The organism is Weissella oryzae SG25, assembly GCF_000691805.2.
Lineage (GTDB): Bacteria > Bacillota > Bacilli > Lactobacillales > Lactobacillaceae > Weissella > Weissella oryzae.
The window spans coordinates 88,501-107,201 of sequence record NZ_DF820490.1 but is presented as its reverse complement, the minus strand read 5'-3'; the positions used below and the strand labels follow the sequence as shown (position 1 = coordinate 107,201).

17 protein-coding genes are annotated in these 18,701 nt (G+C 41.7%); 1 reads left to right on the top strand and 16 read right to left on the bottom strand.

The features are described 5' to 3' along the window. Nucleotides 1–18: 18 nt before the first annotated feature. The 16 genes from TT13_RS06060 to TT13_RS05985 all read right to left on the bottom strand — a co-directional run bounded on the left by TT13_RS06060 (nt 19) and on the right by TT13_RS05985 (nt 17,919). Nucleotides 19–888, bottom strand: a complete 870-nt coding sequence (locus TT13_RS06060; protein WP_027699161.1) for a LysR family transcriptional regulator — start codon at nt 886–888, stop codon at nt 19–21. Nucleotides 889–998: 110 nt separating this feature from the next. Next, a complete protein-coding gene (gene purK / locus TT13_RS06055; protein WP_027699160.1) occupies nt 999–2,090 on the bottom strand; it encodes a 5-(carboxyamino)imidazole ribonucleotide synthase in 1,092 nt (363 codons plus the stop codon). A gap of 2 nt (nt 2,091–2,092) precedes the next feature. Continuing rightward, nucleotides 2,093–2,578, bottom strand: a complete 486-nt coding sequence (gene purE / locus TT13_RS06050) for a 5-(carboxyamino)imidazole ribonucleotide mutase (RefSeq protein ID WP_027699159.1) — start codon at nt 2,576–2,578, stop codon at nt 2,093–2,095. Further along, nucleotides 2,578–3,819, bottom strand: a complete 1,242-nt coding sequence (gene purD / locus TT13_RS06045) for a phosphoribosylamine--glycine ligase (protein WP_027699158.1) — start codon at nt 3,817–3,819, stop codon at nt 2,578–2,580. Before purD ends, purE begins: the two co-directional genes overlap by 1 nt. A 24-nt stretch (nt 3,820–3,843) precedes the next feature. Then, nucleotides 3,844–5,388 carry a bifunctional phosphoribosylaminoimidazolecarboxamide formyltransferase/IMP cyclohydrolase gene (gene purH / locus TT13_RS06040; RefSeq protein WP_027699157.1) on the bottom strand — a complete coding sequence of 515 codons (1,545 nt, stop codon included), beginning with the start codon at nt 5,386–5,388 and terminating at the stop codon, nt 3,844–3,846. A gap of 26 nt (nt 5,389–5,414) precedes the next feature. Beyond that, a complete protein-coding gene (gene purN, locus TT13_RS06035; protein WP_027699156.1) occupies nt 5,415–5,975 on the bottom strand; it encodes a phosphoribosylglycinamide formyltransferase in 561 nt (186 codons plus the stop codon). Continuing rightward, complete coding sequence (gene purM, locus TT13_RS06030) at nt 5,968–6,993, bottom strand: phosphoribosylformylglycinamidine cyclo-ligase (protein ID WP_027699155.1); 1,026 nt, start codon at nt 6,991–6,993, stop codon at nt 5,968–5,970. The genes purN and purM overlap by 8 nt, the downstream gene beginning before the upstream one ends. Beyond that, on the bottom strand, nt 6,986–8,407 hold the full coding sequence (purF, locus tag TT13_RS06025) for an amidophosphoribosyltransferase (protein ID WP_027699154.1): 1,422 nt from the start codon (nt 8,405–8,407) through the stop codon (nt 6,986–6,988). The genes purM and purF overlap by 8 nt, the downstream gene beginning before the upstream one ends. After that, on the bottom strand, nt 8,392–10,587 hold the full coding sequence (gene purL / locus TT13_RS06020; RefSeq protein ID WP_045476813.1) for a phosphoribosylformylglycinamidine synthase subunit PurL: 2,196 nt from the start codon (nt 10,585–10,587) through the stop codon (nt 8,392–8,394). Before purL ends, purF begins: the two co-directional genes overlap by 16 nt. A 17-nt stretch (nt 10,588–10,604) precedes the next feature. Next, complete coding sequence (gene purQ / locus TT13_RS06015) at nt 10,605–11,270, bottom strand: phosphoribosylformylglycinamidine synthase subunit PurQ (protein ID WP_027699152.1); 666 nt, start codon at nt 11,268–11,270, stop codon at nt 10,605–10,607. After that, entirely contained in the window at nt 11,270–11,512 is a 243-nt protein-coding gene (gene purS / locus TT13_RS06010; RefSeq protein ID WP_027699151.1) for a phosphoribosylformylglycinamidine synthase subunit PurS, read from the bottom strand. The genes purQ and purS overlap by 1 nt, the downstream gene beginning before the upstream one ends. An 11-nt stretch (nt 11,513–11,523) precedes the next feature. Beyond that, entirely contained in the window at nt 11,524–12,231 is a 708-nt protein-coding gene (gene purC, locus TT13_RS06005; protein ID WP_027699150.1) for a phosphoribosylaminoimidazolesuccinocarboxamide synthase, read from the bottom strand. 228 nt (nt 12,232–12,459) lie between these two features. Then, on the bottom strand, nt 12,460–13,860 hold the full coding sequence (locus TT13_RS06000; protein WP_027699149.1) for a flavocytochrome c: 1,401 nt from the start codon (nt 13,858–13,860) through the stop codon (nt 12,460–12,462). 96 nt (nt 13,861–13,956) lie between these two features. Then, on the bottom strand, nt 13,957–14,610 hold the full coding sequence (locus TT13_RS05995) for a VTT domain-containing protein (protein WP_027699148.1): 654 nt from the start codon (nt 14,608–14,610) through the stop codon (nt 13,957–13,959). 250 nt (nt 14,611–14,860) lie between these two features. Continuing rightward, complete coding sequence (locus TT13_RS05990; RefSeq protein ID WP_027699147.1) at nt 14,861–16,045, bottom strand: galactokinase; 1,185 nt, start codon at nt 16,043–16,045, stop codon at nt 14,861–14,863. Nucleotides 16,046–16,983: 938 nt separating this feature from the next. Continuing rightward, nucleotides 16,984–17,919, bottom strand: coding sequence for an aldo/keto reductase (locus tag TT13_RS05985; protein ID WP_027699146.1), 936 nt, complete (start codon nt 17,917–17,919; stop codon nt 16,984–16,986). Nucleotides 17,920–18,092: 173 nt separating this feature from the next. Between TT13_RS05985 and TT13_RS05980 the strand changes: the two genes are divergently transcribed. Next, complete coding sequence (locus tag TT13_RS05980) at nt 18,093–18,653, top strand: hypothetical protein (RefSeq protein WP_027699145.1); 561 nt, start codon at nt 18,093–18,095, stop codon at nt 18,651–18,653. Nucleotides 18,654–18,701: the final 48 nt, after the last annotated feature.

Below are 18,701 nucleotides of genomic sequence, written 5' to 3'. Positions count from 1 at the left end.
AGCTCCGGTGCCTTTATTTTATTGCGCTAGATAGGTTGTAATTTCATTAATGAGCGCTTGAGTCGCTGGTGATGAAATCGTATTTTTACTCTGCACAAGCGCAATCTTACGGTAGAATGGCTCTTCAAAGGGGTAGATACTAACATCCCCACTCAATTTACGTAAAGCTAAATCGGGTAAAATACCAAAACCTAAGCCGGCCTCAACCATAGAAACAATTGATTGGTCATCAATTGAAAAGTTAATCGCATTTGGTTGAACTGCATAATAATCGAGCGTTTTTTTCGTATCACGGTCGTAGTCATCCTTTTGCAAAATAAAACGGCCACCGGCTAGATCAGCACGGGTAATTGACTGGCCGTTTAGCGGTTGAAAATCAGCCGGCGTAATACATTTGATTTCATCTTGTAATAGCTCAGTTGCATCAACGTTTTCAGCTACCGGTAAAAGGGTAAAGCCTAAGTCTAATTCTTCATATTCAACCCGTTGGCTAATGGTTGAAAAATTCCCCTGCGTTAAATCAACACTAATTTCCGGATATTTTTTTGAGTAGGTTCTTAGAATGTCGGGTAACCAATTAATGCAAACACTACTGAATGCCCCAATTTTGATTAAACCGGCCTCTAGACCTTGAATTGCGGCAACTGTTTTATTTAACTCACGTTCCTCAGCCAAAATGCGCCGTAAGTTTGGGTATAACTTTTTCCCATTGGTTGTTAAGACAACCTCGTTACGATTTCTGATGAACAATGGAAAACCATACTTTTTTTCTAATTGATTAACCGTATGACTAACCGCACTAGCCGTTACATTCAGTTTTTCAGCTGCTTTTTGAAAGGACTTTTCTTCAACAATTGTAATAATTGTTTCATAGATAAAAGTATTCATCTGCCCTACCAACCCTCTCTAACAATATGTTCCCTTTATTTTATAGTAGCGGCCGGCAAAAATACAGCCCAGAACCATCGGTTTAACCGATAGTTCCAGGCTGTTAAAGGTTAGTCCCAAATTTTGCTTAATTTGATTGTGGCTAAAGTGGTAGCAATTTCTTCAGTCAAAATGGTTACGTGGCCCATTTTACGATTTTCTTTGGCTTCACTCTTGCCATAGTCATGAATGTGCCAGCTTGGTTGCGCTAGGCGTAGTTCAGCCATGCTCGCTTGATGTTGGCCCAAGACATTTATCATTATCGCTGGACGTAGCAAGAGTGGCTCGCTTAATGGCTCCCCTAATATGCCCTTGATGTGTAAATCAAACTGTGAAAAGTCACAGGCTTCAATTGTATAGTGTCCAGAGTTATGGGGGCGTGGTGCCAATTCATTAACATAGATTGTGCCATCGGCTCGCAAGAACATCTCAATGCACATCGTTCCTGCCAGTTGTAGCACATGGGCAATTTTTAAAGCAAGCGCTTTAGCTGTTTGCGCAGTCGTTGAGTCAATGCGAGCTGGAGCAATTGTTCGATGTAAAATCGAATGACGATGTTCATTTTCAGCGATTGGGAAAGTGACATATTGCTGGCCATTGCCAGCGACAATCACGGAAATTTCGCGGTCGAAGGTAACTTGGTCTTCCAAAACACAGTTAATTTCTTGGGCCATGGCCTTAGCTGCTGTTAAATCAGTATCTGAGCGCAAAACGACCTCACCATGCCCATCATAGCCAAACATCACAGTTTTAAGATACTGAACTTTCTCGACATGTGTTGGTAAATCACTAGGACTTGTGATGTTCTGATATGGAGCGATTGGAATGTCGATTCTTTGTAGGAACTCTTTTTCTAAGCGCCGATTTTGCGTGATTGTTAATAACTTCAAGCCCTGTGGAATTGCGACGCTTGGTTGAACCGTCGTTAAAGCTTGCGCCGATACATTTTCAAATTCGTAGGTGAGTAAATCAGCTTGCTGGGCTAATTGTTCTAACGCAGCCACATCATCATAGTCAGCAACAATCATTGCATCAGAAACCTTTGCGGCTGAACAAGTTGGGTTAGGATCCAAAGTGATGACTTTATGGCCCATATATTGCGCTGAAATTGCCATCATCTGGCCTAACTGACCGCCACCAATAATTCCAATTGTTTTTGGCATGATTAATATAACCCCGCTTCTGAAGCAGCAACCTTATCAGCCGCGTTTGCCCGGTAAGCAATTAATTTAGCATGTAGGTCTGGTTGATTCATGGCCAGCATTTCAACGGCATACAATGCCGCATTTTTGGCACCGGCCTCACCAATCGCCATGGTTGCAACCGGTACACCGGCAGGCATTTGTACAATTGAATACAGTGAGTCAACACCAGATAAAGCATGGGATTCAATGGGGACACCAATAACTGGCACTGTCGCAATGGCAGCAACCATCCCGGGTAGATGCGCAGCACCACCTGCACCAGCGATGATTAATTTATAACCATTAGCATAGGCGGTGCTAGCAAAATCAAACATCAAGTCCGGTGTGCGGTGTGCGGAAACAATTTTTTTATCAAAATCAAGGCCAAATTCAGTCAGGATTGTGGCAGCTTTTTCCATAGTTGCCCAATCTGAGATAGAACCCATAATAATTGCAATATCAGCCATTATTTAACTCCCTTCGCACCAATATCATGGCGGTAAAACATGTCAGGTTGTTCTAATTGCGCTAGTTTGGCATATACATCTGCTTGGGCTGCTTTAAGGTCAGCCCCGTCAGCTGCTAGCAAATAAACCCGACCACCAGCACTAAGCAACTTCCCGTCGGCACCAGCTTTAACGCCGGCATAATAAACGTCCCAATCAGCTGGGAACACTGGCAAGGCAATATTGGTTGCATATTTACCAGGGTAACCCTTACTAGCAACGACAACTCCTAGGGAAACCCCGGTTTCTTGCCAAGCAAGTTTAAGTTGACGGTCAGCTAATAAATCAATAATTACCTGAGCTAAGTCGGTCTTTAACCGTGGTAAGACCACTTGGGTCTCTGGATCGCCAAAACGGGCATTAAACTCGATTACCTTTGGCCCATTCGCAGTTAGAATGACCCCGGTATAGAGAATGCCTGTAAAAGAACGTCCTTCTTTAACTAAGCCAGCAACGGCTGGTTTTACAATTGTATCAAGGGTCGTTTGCACCATGGCTGGCGCAATGTGATTTACTGGTGAATAGGCTCCCATTCCGCCAGTGTTTGCGCCCTGGTCACCATCAAGCGCTCGTTTGTGGTCTTGCGCGATTGGCATTGGATAGAACTTATTACCATGGACAAAGGAAAACAGTGAAAATTCTTCACCAACTAAGTATTCCTCAATCACAACTCGGGCATCAGCGTCAGTAAAGACATTTTCTAACGCTTGCTGGGCGGTCGCTAAGTCTAAAGCAACCGTAACCCCTTTACCGGCAGCCAGACCATCAGCTTTAATCACAATGGGTGCGCCTACGACTGCTAAATAATCCTTAGCCGCTTGATAGTCGGTAAAACTGGCGTAGTGGGCTGTTGGGATTGCGTACTTAGCCATAAATTGTTTCGCAAATTCCTTAGAACTTTCAATTTCGGCTGCAGCCTTAGTTGGTGCAAAAATTGCCAAATTGGCAGCTAAAAAGGCATCCGTAACCCCATTGGCTAAAGCGTTTTCTGGTCCGACAAAAGTGAAGTCAACTGCCGCTTCTTTTGCAAAGGCCACCAATTCAGTATTGGCTAACTCAGAAATTGGCACTAATTCGATACCATCAAGTTGCATACCAGGGTTACCAGGGGCAGCGTAAACCGTTCTAACTTGTGGGCTTGCTAATAATTTTTTAGCAATGGCGTGTTCACGCCCGCCTGACCCGATAACTAAAAATTTCATCTTGCATTCTCCTAAGCCTATATATTAGTGACGGAAGTGGCGCACCCCAGTTAGCACCATCGCGATTCCAAAACGGTCACAGGCTTCAATCACCTCATCATCACGAATTGAACCTCCTGGCTGAATGATTGCTTTCACGCCAGCTTTGGCAATCTCTTCAATATTATCGGCAAAGGGGAAGAATGCATCTGATGCTAAGACTGCATCGGCTAGTTTCCCAGCTGCTTGATTGAGGGCAATCTTAACTGAACCCACCCGATTTGTTTGACCAGCCCCAACACCTAGGGTTTGGTGTTCATTCGTCACGATAATTCCGTTTGATTTAACAAACTTAACGGCACGCCAAGCAAAGTTCAGGGCGTTCATTTGTTCGGCCGTTGGTTGAGCCTTTGATGTGACGGTCCAGCTACTTGCATCCTCACTGACTACGTCTTGGTCCTGTGCTAAGATACCGCCCAAAACACCGGTATAGGCCATTTCCTGTTTAGAAGCAGAAATGGCTGAGAAATCGACGGTCAACAACCGTAAATTCTTCTTCTTAGTCAAAATTTCCAAGGCTTCCGTTGAAAAGGCTGGCGCAATGATGATTTCAAGGAAAATGGCTTTCATCTTTGTCGCCGTGGCGGCATCCACCGTCCGATTTAAGACGATGATGCCACCAAAGATAGATACTGGGTCGGCTTCAAAGGCATAATCCCAGGCGGTTTCAATATCAGTTGCTTGGCCAATGCCACAAGGGTTCATATGCTTCAAGGCAACAACGGTTGGTTGATCTGTAAAATCACGGGCAATCGTAATAGCAGCGTCAGCATCACGAATATTGTTAAAGGAAAGCTCTTTACCATGTAGTTGCTTGGAAGCCGCAATCGAATAGTTAGTTGGTATCGCACGTTCATAAAAATTAGCGGCTTGTTGTGGATTCTCACCGTAACGTAGCCCCTGCTTTAGATTGTAGCTAAGGGTCAACTGTTCCGGTGCATCTGTATCCGGAAACTTATTCGTCAAATATTCAGCAATCAAGGCATCATAAGCTGCAGTATGCCGGAAAGCCTTAGCCGCTAGTTGTTGCCGAAAGGCTAAAGTGGTGTCACCAGTTGTGGTAACTTCAGCAAGCACTTGTGCATAATCAGCCGGGTCAACGACCACAGCAACACTGGCGTGATTTTTAGCAGCTGAACGGAGCATTGATGGGCCACCAATATCAATGTTCTCAATAATTGTTTCATGGTCCTTACCCGCCATCAAAGTTTCTTTAAAGGGATAAAGATTAACAACGATTAAATCAATCGGTAAAATACCATGGTCAGCCATGGCTTGTACATGACTAGGTAGGTCCCGCCGCGCCAACAGTGCGCCATGAATTAAGGGATGCAAAGTCTTTACCCGACCATCCATCATTTCTGGGAAGCCAGTTACTTCGTCAATGGCAACTGTGTTAATGCCAGCCGCATCCAAAACTTTTTTAGTGCCGCCCGTTGAAATGATTTCGACATTTTGTTCCACTAATGCTTTTGCAAAATCAACAATCCCGGTTTTATCAGAAACACTAATCAAGGCCCGCTTTAACATTTTAATTCTCCTATCTTGTTTTCAAATCAAGCATTATCTGAAATCTGTTTAATAAGTTCTTGCACAACGGCTGGGTAAAGCTGATGCTCAGCCGCGTGGATTGCTGCTTCATAGTCAGCTAACTGTTCATGATAGGCAACTGGTCTTTGTTGAATAATTGCGCCAGTATCAATGCCTTCATCAACGAAATGGACGGTAATCCCTAAGCCTGCTTTAGCCTGCCATGATTCATCAATGGCATGTGGTGAACCAGCAAAATCCGGTAGTAAGGAAGGATGTAAATTGACCATTAAACCAGGATAGTGATCAAAAATGGTCTTACCGATAAAGCGCATATAACCTGCCAGACAAATTAAGTCGATTTCATACTGCTTTAGTAAGTCTACAATGGCTAGTTCAAAGGCCGTCTTACTGGGGAAGTCTTGGCGTTCCGGTACAAAGGCTTGAATCCCTAACCGCTCTGCCCGCTTTAGGACATAGGCATCATGATGATCAGTAAATAGGAAACGAATATTAGCCCCCAATGCCTGGGCTAATACTTCAAAGTTACTACCGTTACCAGATGCAAATACTGCAATATTAGTCATGTTCGTTCACAATTACCGGCTGGTTTTGCCGAGTAATTACCTTTCCAATTTCGAATGCTCCAAGTTGCGCTTTGATTTGAGCAGCCTCACTTGCTGGGACTACTAAGACCATGCCGATTCCCATATTAAAAATTTCATACATTTCCTGATGTGCAATCGCCCCATATTGTTCAAGGACTTTAAAGATTGGCAAAATTGGCCAAGTCCCCTCATTAATTTCAGCGGTAAGGTCATCATTTAAGATTCGCGCAATATTTTCGTGAAAACCGCCACCAGTAATATGCGCCAAGCCGTGTAATTTTTGCGCATGAATCAAGGGTAATAATTCTTTAACATAGAGCTTAGTTGGTTCTAAGAGCTCATCAATTAGTGGGCGTCCTAGGTCAGGTAAGGTAACATTTAAGTCTAAATCAGTAAAAATCTTACGAACCAGTGAATAACCATTTGAATGTAACCCACTAGATGGCAGCCCTAGTAGGACATCGCCAGCTAAAACCGTCTTTTTTCCATCAATTAACTGCTTTTTTTCAGCTAAACCAACTGCAAAACCAGCTAAATCATACTCATTTTCGGCATACATATCGGGCATTTCAGCCGTTTCACCACCAATTAGTGCGACACCAGCTTGCACACAGCCTTGAGCAACGCCGGCTACAATTTGTTCGATTTGGGCGGGCTTATTTTTCCCCGTCGCAATGTAATCAAGAAAATAAAGGGGTTCAGCCCCGTTAGCGACAATATCATTAACGCACATTGCAACGGCATCAATCCCAATGGTGTTGTGGCGGTCGGCTTGGATTGCCAGTAATAACTTTGTGCCAACGCCATCAGCCCCGGAAATTAGGACCGGCTCTTGCACGGCAAATTTTGAAAGATCAAACATGCCACCAAAACTGCCAAGGCCACCGAGCACGCCCAAACGTTCAGTCCGCGCAACATGTTTTTTTATTCGTTCCACGACTTCATAGCCGGCTTCAACGTCAACATTGGCCTGGCGGGCATAAGCATTTTCAGTCATGCGCTACTTCCTTTTCTAAGCTGGCTAAGTAATCTGCTTCATAGTCATACAGCGGTGTATTATAAACCCCATCAAAGTAAGATAAGCAAAGGTTATTATGCCCAATTGCTTCAACCAAACCATCTTGTGATAGATAGGTTAGTGAATCGGCACCAATCATTTCCCGAATTTCTTCGACGCTATGAGTAGCGGCAATTAATTCGGTCCGGTCTTGAATATCAATCCCAAAGAAGCAGGGATATTTAAGCGCCGGACTAGCAATTGCAACGTGCACCTCAGTCGCCCCAGCTTCTTTGAGCATATTAACAATGCGGCGACTGGTTGTACCACGCACAATTGAATCATCAACCATAACCACGCGCTTACCAGCAACAACCCCACGTACAGCCGATAATTTCATGCGGACCGCCTGTTCTCTTAAAGCTTGGGTTGGCTGAATAAAGGAACGAGCCACGTACTGATTTTTGATTAACCCCATCTCATAAGGTAAACCTGATGCTTCGGCATAACCGGAGGCTGCCGATAGTGATGAATTAGGTACACCGATTACAATGTCCGCATCAATATTTGCCTCACGGGCTAAAATCTGACCAGAACGTTTCCGGGCAGTGTGCACATTAACTCCAGCGATGGTTGAGTCCGGACGGGCAAAATAAATATATTCCATTGAACAAATGGTTAAGTTAGTTTCGTCAGTATATTGGGTCCGTTGAATCCCATCATTGTTAATAATGATAATTTCACCCGGTTGAACGTCAAAGAGGTATTTAGCGCCAACAACTTCAAAAGCACAAGTTTCAGAAGCGACAACATAGGCCCCATTGGCCATTTGTCCGACCGACAGAGGGCGAAAACCATTTGGATCCAAAGCACAAATCATTGCATCACTAGTCATCAAAAGATAGGCAAAGCCCCCTTTAACGGTATTCAAGGCTTCTTTTAACCGGTCGATAAAGGTTGTAGCAGTGCTCCGTTGAATTAGGTGCATTAAAATTTCTGAATCAGAATCAGAAGAAAAAATCGCTCCGTTATTTTCTAATGTTTGGCGTAAGGTCGTAGCATTAGTTAAATTTCCGTTATGGGCTAAGGCAACGCCACCATTTTGAAAGTTAAAACAGAATGGTTGCACATTATTAACCGAGGCTGAACCAGCCGTTGCATAACGAACGTGGCCAATCGCTGCCTGCCCGGCTAAGTCAGCTAGTGTTGCTTGGTGCTTAAAGACTTCGGTAACTAGACCAAGACCACGATGTTGCTTTAACTGTCCGTTGTTATTAGCAACAATCCCCGCACCCTCTTGCCCGCGATGTTGGAGGGCGTGTAGCCCAAAGAAGGTTAGTTGACTGGCATCTTGATAATTCCATACGCCAAACAAGCCACACTCTTCATTTAACGACTTTATTTCATAAGGCATGGGATAGCTCCTTCAAAGATTGCCTCAACTTCAGCCAATGGTAAGTCAATTGCTGCATCCTCAGCTGTAAGTTGGAAATGATTATCCGCAGTAACTGCCCCTAAATACTGCGCAGTTGGTGCAAGGCTTTCGAAAGCGGCAACATTTTCAGGCTTAACTGATAGAAGAAAGCGTCCTTGGCTTTCCGCAAAGAGTTGGGCGGGACTACCAGCAAAATCAACGTCGATTCCTAAGTCACCAGCTAAAGCACTGTTGGCCAAGGCAACGGCTAGACCACCTTCGGAAAGGTCATGAGCCGAAGCAATCAAACCAGTTTTAATGGCCGTCAAGACAGTTTTTTGATTCGCTAATTCAGCCTGTAAATCAAAGTTCAGTGCGCCGTTAATAGTACCGGTTTGCATTTTTTGAATCTCGGAACCAGCAAAATCATCAGCAGTTGCACCAAGCAAATAAATTGCGTCACCAGCGTCCTTAAAAGCAAGCGTGGTAATCTGGGCAACATCTTCAATTAGGCCAGCCATACCAACCATTGGGGTTGGTAAGATGGCTTGACCAGAAGTTTCATTGTAAAGTGATACATTTCCCGAAATTACTGGCGTATTAAACAAAACACAGGCCTCTGAAATACCATCACAAGCTTCGGAAAATTCGTAGAATTGTTCGGGCTTTTCAGGGTTACCAAAGTTTAAGCAATCCGTAATGGCTAGCGGTTGTCCACCAGCGGCTACGATATTGCGCGCTGCCTCAGCAACGGCAATTTGACCCCCGACCTTTGGATCAAGGTAGGTAAAGCGTGAATTAACATCAGTCGTCATGGCAATCGCCTTTTTCGTGCCACGAACCCGCACGACGGCGGCATCCGAACCTGGTGCTACGACGGTATTAGTCATTACCCGTGAGTCATAAGTTTCATAGATTGAACGCTTTGAAGCGATTGTTGGTTGCGCCAAAATTGCTTTAAAGGTTGCAGTCAAATCATCAATTTCAGGAATGAATTTTTGCATTGCTTTGAATTCAGCTAGCCGGGCTGGTGCTTGCATTTCGCGATAATAAACCGGTGCATCTTCGGCCAAAGCATCAGCTGGGATGTTAGCAACAACTGCTCCAGCATGGGTTAAGGTATACTGTCCGTCACCGGTCACTTCACCCATGATAACTGCTTCAAGATCATACTTAGCAAAAACGGCTAAGGCCTCAGCTTCGGCCCCTTTCTTAATGCAAAGGAGCATCCGTTCTTGCGATTCAGATAGCATCATTTCATAAGGTGTCATGCCACTTTCCCGTTGTGGGAGTAAATCAAGGTTTAAGGTAACGCCAAAGCCAGCTTTTGAAGCCATTTCAGCAGAAGACGACAACAAACCACAAGCGCCCATATCCTGAATACCAATGACAATATCAGTGTGGTCATGGATTAACTCTAAACAAGCTTCCATTAAGAGCTTCTCTAAGAATGGGTCACCAACTTGTACGGCTGAACGTTGCTTTTCAGAACCGTCACCAAACTCCTTTGATGCAAAAGAAGCGCCGTTAATCCCATCGCGGCCTGTTTTAGCGCCAACGTAGAGAATTGAATTGCCAACACCAGCTGCAGCGCCCTTTTGGATTTGTGAATGCTCAATCAGGCCAAGGCACATCACATTAACTAAGGGATTTTGTGCATAAGATTCATCAAATTTAGTTTCACCACCGACGGTTGGAATCCCGATACAGTTACCATAACCAGCGACACCAGCCACAATTTGCTCAATTAAATGCTTAGTTTCGTCATTATCAATTTGGCCAAAGCGTAATGAATCCAGAATCGCAATTGGCCGTGCGCCCATTGAGAAAATATCGCGAATAATACCACCAGAACCAGTTGCCGCCCCCTCATAAGGTTCAACAAAAGAGGGATGATTATGGGACTCAGCTTTAAAAGCAATTGCTAAGCCATCACCAATATTAACGATTCCAGCACCCTCACCTGGTCCCATAAGAACTTGTTCCCCTTTTGAAGGGAAGCGACGTAGAACTGGTTTAGAATTTTTATAGCAACAGTGTTCTGACCACATACCGGCAAACATGCCCGTCTCGGTATAGTTAGGTAGGCGGCCTAAAATTTCATTAATTTTAGAATATTCGGCCTCAGATAAGCCCCAATCCAAATAGATTTTAGAGTCACGTACTTGCTCTGCTGTCATTTCAACCACGGTATTACCTACTCTCCAAAATTGTCTAAGATGCTTTGAAACATTTTTTTACCCTTATCGCTGCCAAGCAATCCTTCCATTGCCCGTTCAGGGTGTGGCATCATACCTAAAACATTACCGGTTGCATTAGTAATACCTGCAATTGCTTGGGTTGAACCATTGGGGTTACCATTTTCATAAGTGAATACAATCTGATTGTTCGCGACCAATTGCTCTAATGTTGCATCATCAGCAATATATTGTCCGTCACCGTGGGCAATTGGTAGTTCGATGTATTCATTTGAATCATAGTTTGATGAAAATTTAGATTGATTGTTAACTTTTAGACCTTGCCACTTCGAAACGAATTTTAGGCTTTTATTTTGAATTAATGAGCCAGGCAATAAGCCGGCCTCAATTAAAATCTGGAAGCCATTGCAAGTCCCAAAGACCGGCTTACCTTCAGCAGCAAACCGTTTTATTTCAGGCATAATATTGGCGAAGGCGGCAATTGCACCACAGCGTAAATAGTCACCATATGAGAAGCCACCCGGAATTAAAACCCCATCAAAGCCGGCTAGCGAGTCAGCTGTATGCCAGACAAATTCACCTTCAGCTCCCATGATATCTTTAATCGCCCAGAGTAAATCGGTATCACAATTTGATCCCGGAAATTGAATAATGGCAAATTTCATTAGCCAACCACCTCAACTCGATATGATTCCATATTAGGATTTGCCAATAATTTCTCAGCAATTTCGGCGACTGTTTGTTCAGCACTAGCATCACTGTCAGTTAAAGTAATTTCAAAATATTTACCGATGCGAATGTCTTCTACGGAGTTATAGCCCATTTTATGAACGGCAGCAGTAACGGCTTGCCCTTGTGGGTCCAAAATTGATTCTTTATAGGTAACGTAAACTTTAACCTTTGTCATGTTTCTTTCCTTTACTTGGCTTCCAAGGCGTCTAATATCTTAGTGTAGGTTTCGGTTAGGTCCCCTAAATTACGGCGATAAACATCTTTATCCATGTGATTACCTTGTGCATCCCACAAGCGGGTTGAGTCGGGTGAAATTTCATCAGCTAAAATGATTGTGCCTTGATTCGTCCGGCCAAATTCAATTTTGAAATCAACCAGCTTTAAATCAATTGCCGCCCAGAACTTTTGTAGGAGGGTATTAATTTTTAAACTCTCGGCCTTAATAAAAGCAATTTCAGCTGGACTAGCGATGTCTAGTGCAAAAACCTGATCATCGTTGATAAATGGGTCTGCCAATTCATCCGACTTATAATAAAATTCGACTACTGGTGTAGTTAGGACACCACCTTCTTCAAGGCCAAACTTTTTTGCAAATGAACCTGCAATTACATTGCGGACAACCACTTCGATTGGAATAATTGAGACGCGTTGATTTAATTGTTCGGTTTCTGATACTTTTTTGATAAAGTGTGTCTTGATACCGGCTGCTGCCAGATATTCAAATACTCGGGTTGAAATAGCGTTGTTTAACGCCCCTTTACCAGTAATTTGGTCCTTTTTCTGACCATTAAAGGCAGTTGCTTGATTTAAATACACAACCCTTAATACATCGTCATCTGTAGTTGTATATAATTGCTTTGCTTTACCTTCGTAAATTAACGTACCTTCTACCACAATCAGCCTCCAAATGTTCGTTTATAGTCATACTATACAACCTAATAGCGCAATTGTGAAGTAGCTTTTACTAACATTATCGAAATAAATTCTAATATAGTTCGCTTTTAGTCCTATTAGTCGGAATAAAACGTTTTATTGAATTTTAAATTATTTTGTCAAAAGTTAATTGCACAAAAAAAGCGTTCAAGTTGCCGAAGAATCAGCTTGAACGCTTTAAGTTAATTATCAATGTGTTCGAACATATTTAGTGATTTCTTTGCCTGCTTGCCGACCAAAAACGACGGTTTCTGCTAATGAGTTTCCACCCATGCGATTATCACCATGTAAACCACCAGTAACTTCACCAGCAGCATAAAGACCTAGAATTGGCTTTTCTTGGTCGGTTAGGACCTCGGTTAAAGCATTAATCTTAACGCCACCCATGGTGTAATGAATAGCTGGTTTGATATGAATGGCGTAGTAAGGCGCATGATTAAGGCCACGTTCGATACCGGTTGCCCGTTGAAAGGCCACATCTGTCCCTTGCGCTTGGCTAGTATTCCAAGTATGCAATGTTTCAGTTAAGCCCGCTACATCTAGACCAGCCTTTTGTGCCAAATCAGCTAAAGTTGCCCCCTCCCAGACCAAACCAATCGCAAGATAGAAGTTAATTGCTGGAAATGCTTCGCGTACAGCTTGGTCAAAAATTAAGGTTGCCCCATTTTCATCTAAAGCATCAATTGCAGCGGTAACTTTATCACGGGTCGTCATTTCATTGACAAAGCGTTGCCCCGCTTGGTTGACCAAAATTGCTCCTTCACCGCGAACACCCTCGCCAATTAAATAGACGTGGTCGCCATCTTGTTGCACCGTTGGGTGAATCTGTACCTTATTCATATCGACTAAGCTTGACCCAACTGCGGTAGCAAGTGCCATTCCATCACCAGTTGCCCCGGGATGGTTAGTCGTTTTCCGACCCAAGACTTGTGGTGCATATTTGGCCAATAAGGTTTGATTTTGAGCGAAGCCACCCGTCGCAATTAAAACGGCTTTGGCCGTAATATCTTTTTGACCTAATTGTGGGTGCTCAATTTTGACAGCGCTAATTTGTTCAGTCTGTACATCCTTAATTAGCTTTAGGACTTTAGTTTCTGTAAATAAGGGAATTCCTTGTGCTAATAACTGCTTCTGTAGGCCCTCGACTAGATAATTACCGACAGCTGATTTATTTGCAGGGCGATGGGCACGCTTTTGTGACATCCCACCCATTGCAGTTAGGTCAGTCAAAATAATGTCATGGCGATATAACCAATCAAAAGCCGATTCCGCATGGGTGACAAAGTAATTTAATAGCAGTGGATTATTTGTACCACCGCCACCTTTAAGTGTATCTGCATAAAAGGAACTCTGGGCGTCAATTACGCCTTGGTCAAGTTGTACAAAGGTCTCAACGGCATTCAAACCGGATGATGCCCGGCGCGAATTGCCACCAAGAGCGGCTAACTTTTCAAAAATTGCCACTCGTAGGCCCAGTTCATGAGCCTGGATTGCTGCGGTCATTCCAGTCGCCCCTGAGCCGATGACAACTAAATCGTAATTATCAGCTAGCTGATCAATTGGGGTTACTGGAAAATTAAACTTGGCCATGTTATTAACTCCTTATTTGAAATAATATGCTTACTTTGTTCCTAATTTTAACTTTTTGCCGAACAAAGTAAAGCCTTTTGATTTAAATGTCCGTTTTTAACTGATATGATCTGTTTTGTTACCATGGTCCTTAGTCTTCATAATCAGACGATAGGTTATAAATATAATTAAAAGTAACAAGCCACCCAAGGATAATGGCGTCATCCACTGCCCCTTAACAAGGTCGGCACCACCAAAACTATAAAAGAAAGCAGCTGGAAGTACAGCTACAGCAAGTAAACGAATCTTATACTTAAGGGAATATGGTAATTCACTCACATAAAAATTGACCAGGCTTGTTGGAATAATTGGCACAATGTAACCCAACATTAAGGCCAAGTATGGATTTTTAACTTTTTTAAATAGCGCAATAAAGCGCCCAAAATGCTTTGATTGATGGTAGTGGGTCCTATCTTCTAAGCGTGTAAATACAAGAACCGCTAATAAATTACCTAAAAAAGAGCCAACCACATTGATTACTAAGGCAAGCTGGGTACCATAAATTACCCCACTAACTAGCAATAAAATTGCAGTTGGAAGACCTGGGACAATCAAAGAAAGACTAATTAAACCTAATAAGATTACAGCACCAATGTCAGCGTGCTGCCGTAAAAATATTTCCAGTGTATGTTGATCAAAGCCATGTCGAATAATTTCAAAAACAATGTCATGGTAATAATAGCCAAATAAGCCTAAACCAATAATGAACATTAACAACAGGCTGATATGTAGCTGTTTTTCATTTTTTATATATTTTAACAAGATTTACTTCTCACAATGATTATTTATTATTTTACTTAATCATATCGGCTTACAGCTATAAAGTAAATTTTCCCCTAGCAAAAAAAGTAGCTAAGCTTGGAATTTCAACGTGAACCCTACAGTTGGAGAGGATACTCTGACCCTAAGGATTCACTTTATTTCCCGTTACTTAACTACCTTTTGTTTTTAATTATGAAGCTTAAAGTTGTGCAGTACCCTTTACAATTTCAGCTGTGTAGAACGATGCAGCATAGCCAATCTTTTCAGCATAAAGCTTACCCACATTTTCGATGAAGGCTGCAGCTGAATCGCGTGGAATTAGCGCAATCGCACTACCACCAAAACCAGCTCCTGTCATTCTGGCGCCCAAGACTCCTGGTTGTGCCATTGCAGCATCAAACAAGGTATCAAGTTCTTCACCAGTAACTTCATAGTCATCGCGTAATGAAATGTGTGATTGTTGTAGCAGCTTTCCAAATTCAACTAAGTCATGGGCACGGAGGGCTTTAGTTGCTAAAATCGTGCGCTCATTTTCAGAGACAGCGTGACGGGCACGCCGGTAGATAACCTCTTCTTTAATGGCTGCCTTATTTGCTTCAAAGGTTGCCATATCCAATTCACCTAAACTTTTGATTGTTGGCAAAACTGTCTGAAGTTCCTTTAAGGCTAACTCAGTTTCATCCCGCCGCTCATTATACTTTGAATCAACTAATTCACGCCGCTTATTTGTGGTCATAATAATTAGTTCATACTGATCAAATTCGGCTGGAATTAGTTCATACTCCATGGTATTAACGTCAAGGAAGATGGCTTGTTCTTTCTCACCAAAACCAATTGCAAATTGGTCCATAATCCCTGTTCGAAGACCAAGGTAGTTATTTTCCACTTGTTGTCCTAATTTAACAAGGTCTAACCGTGATATCTTTAGATCAAAGGCAGTGTTAAACATTTCACCAAGCAAAAGCTCTAAGGAAGCTGATGATGACAACCCTGATGCATTTGGCATATCACCAACAATCCCAATATTAAAGCCACGATTGATATTATAACCAGCTCTTTTTAATTCTGATAGCACACCACGAACATACTTCACCCAACTATCATATTTACGAGCTGCAATGTCATCGAGCTTAAAGACTGATATACCAACATCTGGGAAGTTAGCTGAGAACAAATGAATTTCGTCATCATCACGCAAAGCTAGAGCACCGTACGTTCCAATGCTAATCGCTGCTGGGAAAACATGCCCGCCATTATAATCTGTATGTTCACCAATTAAATTAATTCGACCGGGTGAAAAGAATAAATATTCTGCGGAAATAGCAAAACGTTCCTTAAAAGACTCTTGTAAGGAAGTCTTTAATTCATTGTTTAGGGTTGTCATCTGTTTATCCTCTTTCTATGCATTGCAATTAGCTTAATATGTACTTTAAAAATTAAGACATTTGTTTATCCTAATTAAGTTTCACAAATAAAAGCCGTCCTTATAGAGTATAAAGCGCTTACATTTATTTTTCAAGGGAAGTTCCAGACTTAGCTAGGTATTCGTATGGCTTAGTGTAAAGAAGTTCCCTTCTTATTTAACATGGAAAATAATTTAACGTTAAAATTAGTAAATAAAATTGTGCTAAATGGTTCATAGTAGTTCAATAACTATATGAATTGCAGGCAATAATGTGTTAAAAATTTAGGCCCTCTACAGCTCGAGCAAGTACAAGCAGTAACTTTTTTGTTTTTTGGTTAAGTCTTTTATTTGTTTACAAAAGCATTTAGTTCTACTAAATTTTCAACAAACGGTAAATAATAATAATTTTCTCTCTCTGATTAAAATTTGACACCTATCATCAGGTCCTAATCTATTTCGATTAATAGGTTAGCAAAGCTTAAAAGATAAACTAACTGTAGGCACGCTTACATTGAAGAATACGATACTAAAACAATAATAATACTTTTGACGGGTAAAGTTAGGTGGACTTTCCACATGTAGCATAATAAAAAACTAGCTGTTCCCATCAAAAGATGGAAGCAGCTAGCTGAGTTTATTAATTAACTAGCAGTATATTAGTACCACTTGTTTAGGATCGTGTCGTCCGCTGGCAATAGGTGATTCAATGTAAAGATAACTTTCTTAATCATGTTCTTAACCAAAATCCTTTGTTTTTATTTCACCTATGATTATAAGCTATCCTTGCTATGAATGGGGTTAGAAGCTCCTTATAGTTTGGCTTAGATAATTTTCATAAATATCAATAACTTTCTAATAATAGATTAAGTATTTTGTTTAAAGCACTAGGCAAAAGTATCAACCATTAAAATAACTCCCTAAAAATTAAAAGCATCATCAATTGCTTGATATTCTGCAGCGCTCAACTCGATTTTTAAGGCAGCTGCATTGCTTGTTACTTGACTTGCCACGCGCGCACCAGGGATTACAACTGCAATCGCTGGGTTTTTAATGTACCATGCCAAAGCAACTTGCGCTGGTTCTGCATGATGTACTTGTGCAATCGACTTTAGTGTTTCAACCGCTGTAATAATCTTTTGGAACCGCTCCCCCTGGAAGTCGGCTCGTTGACTTTGCCAATCATCTGGCCCAAAGGTTTGGTTAGCCTGATACTTACCTGTTAATAATCCCGAAGCTAGTGGAAAATAAGGTACAAAAGCGATGTTATGCTCTGCAAAATAAGGGAAAGCAGCTTTTTCAGCTTCTCGTGCAACCAAGCTATACTCATCCTCAACCACGTCAATATAGCCATCGGCATTGGCGGCTTTAATTTGATCTAACGAAAAGTTAGACACCCCGATTGCCCGAATCTTACCAGCCTCTTTTAACTCGTGTAAGGCCGCTACAGCTTCCCGCTTATCTGTTGTGGAATCTGGGAAGTGAATATAAAAAATATCAATGTAGTTGGTCTTTAATCGCGTTAAAGCATCTTCAACTGCTGATTTTAGAAAGGCAGGTGAATTATTTAAAGCCAAATTGTTATGTGGATCCTGAGCAGCCTTTGTAGCAATAACCAACTTGCTACGATCGTAATCTTGAATGACATCACCAATTATTTCCTCAGAACGACCCAACCCATAGACAAAGGCGGTATCTAACATAGTAATTCCTGCATCTAGTGCAGCTCTAACTAATTCGTAACCATCCGCATCTTTTAAATTGCTAAATAGGTTATGTCCACCGACCTTATTTGTGCCAAGACCTAATTTAGTTGTTTCAACATTTGAGTGACCAATTTTTACGCTTGCTACCATAATAAAAGCCTCCGTTTTTGAATTGTTAGGTTCAAAGATATAATTTTCACCATAAAACTACTTACATTATATAACTAAATACAAGAAATACTCAATTTCCTTTGAATATTCTGCGGAATTAGACTGAAATTTGCTATAATGTTGCTATAAATCATGATAAAAAGGCGGATAAAATGAATAACTTAAATACTCTGCGAAATTTCTTTATGTTAAATCTTGATGACGTTACTAAGGAAACTAACTTAACGCATGAAGAGCTTCTAGCTTTTGAAAATGGCCAAGCTACTCCTTCCATTGCTACTTGGCAAAGCTTAGCTGAATTCTATGCAAATCAATTCCATGTTCCTGGTTTGCCTGATAATGATGAACCAGTGCACTTTCGATTGTCAGTTGATTATCTAATGAACATTGGCTTAACCATGAATGATTTATTGGCCATGCAATGGTATTTCAATAATACACGACCAGAACTAGGTGAATTCTCATTAACTTTGTATCAACAAAATCAGCCAATTATTGAAGAGCGTTTAACCGACCTAGATATGATTTTTAAACGTTTTGCTGGGTATTTGTTATTAAATCATGATGGCAGTCTAAACGCCTTTATCGATGAGAAGAATGATAATCATATCAGTGATTGGCGGTTACTCTTATATAAGAAAGATAACCTAATGATTGATTTGACCGCAGAATTAATTTATTTTGAAGACTTAATTAACTATACAGTTATGTAAAGTCACCACTAAAAAAGCTCCACCAACTGTGTGAACCTTAAAGTTAAA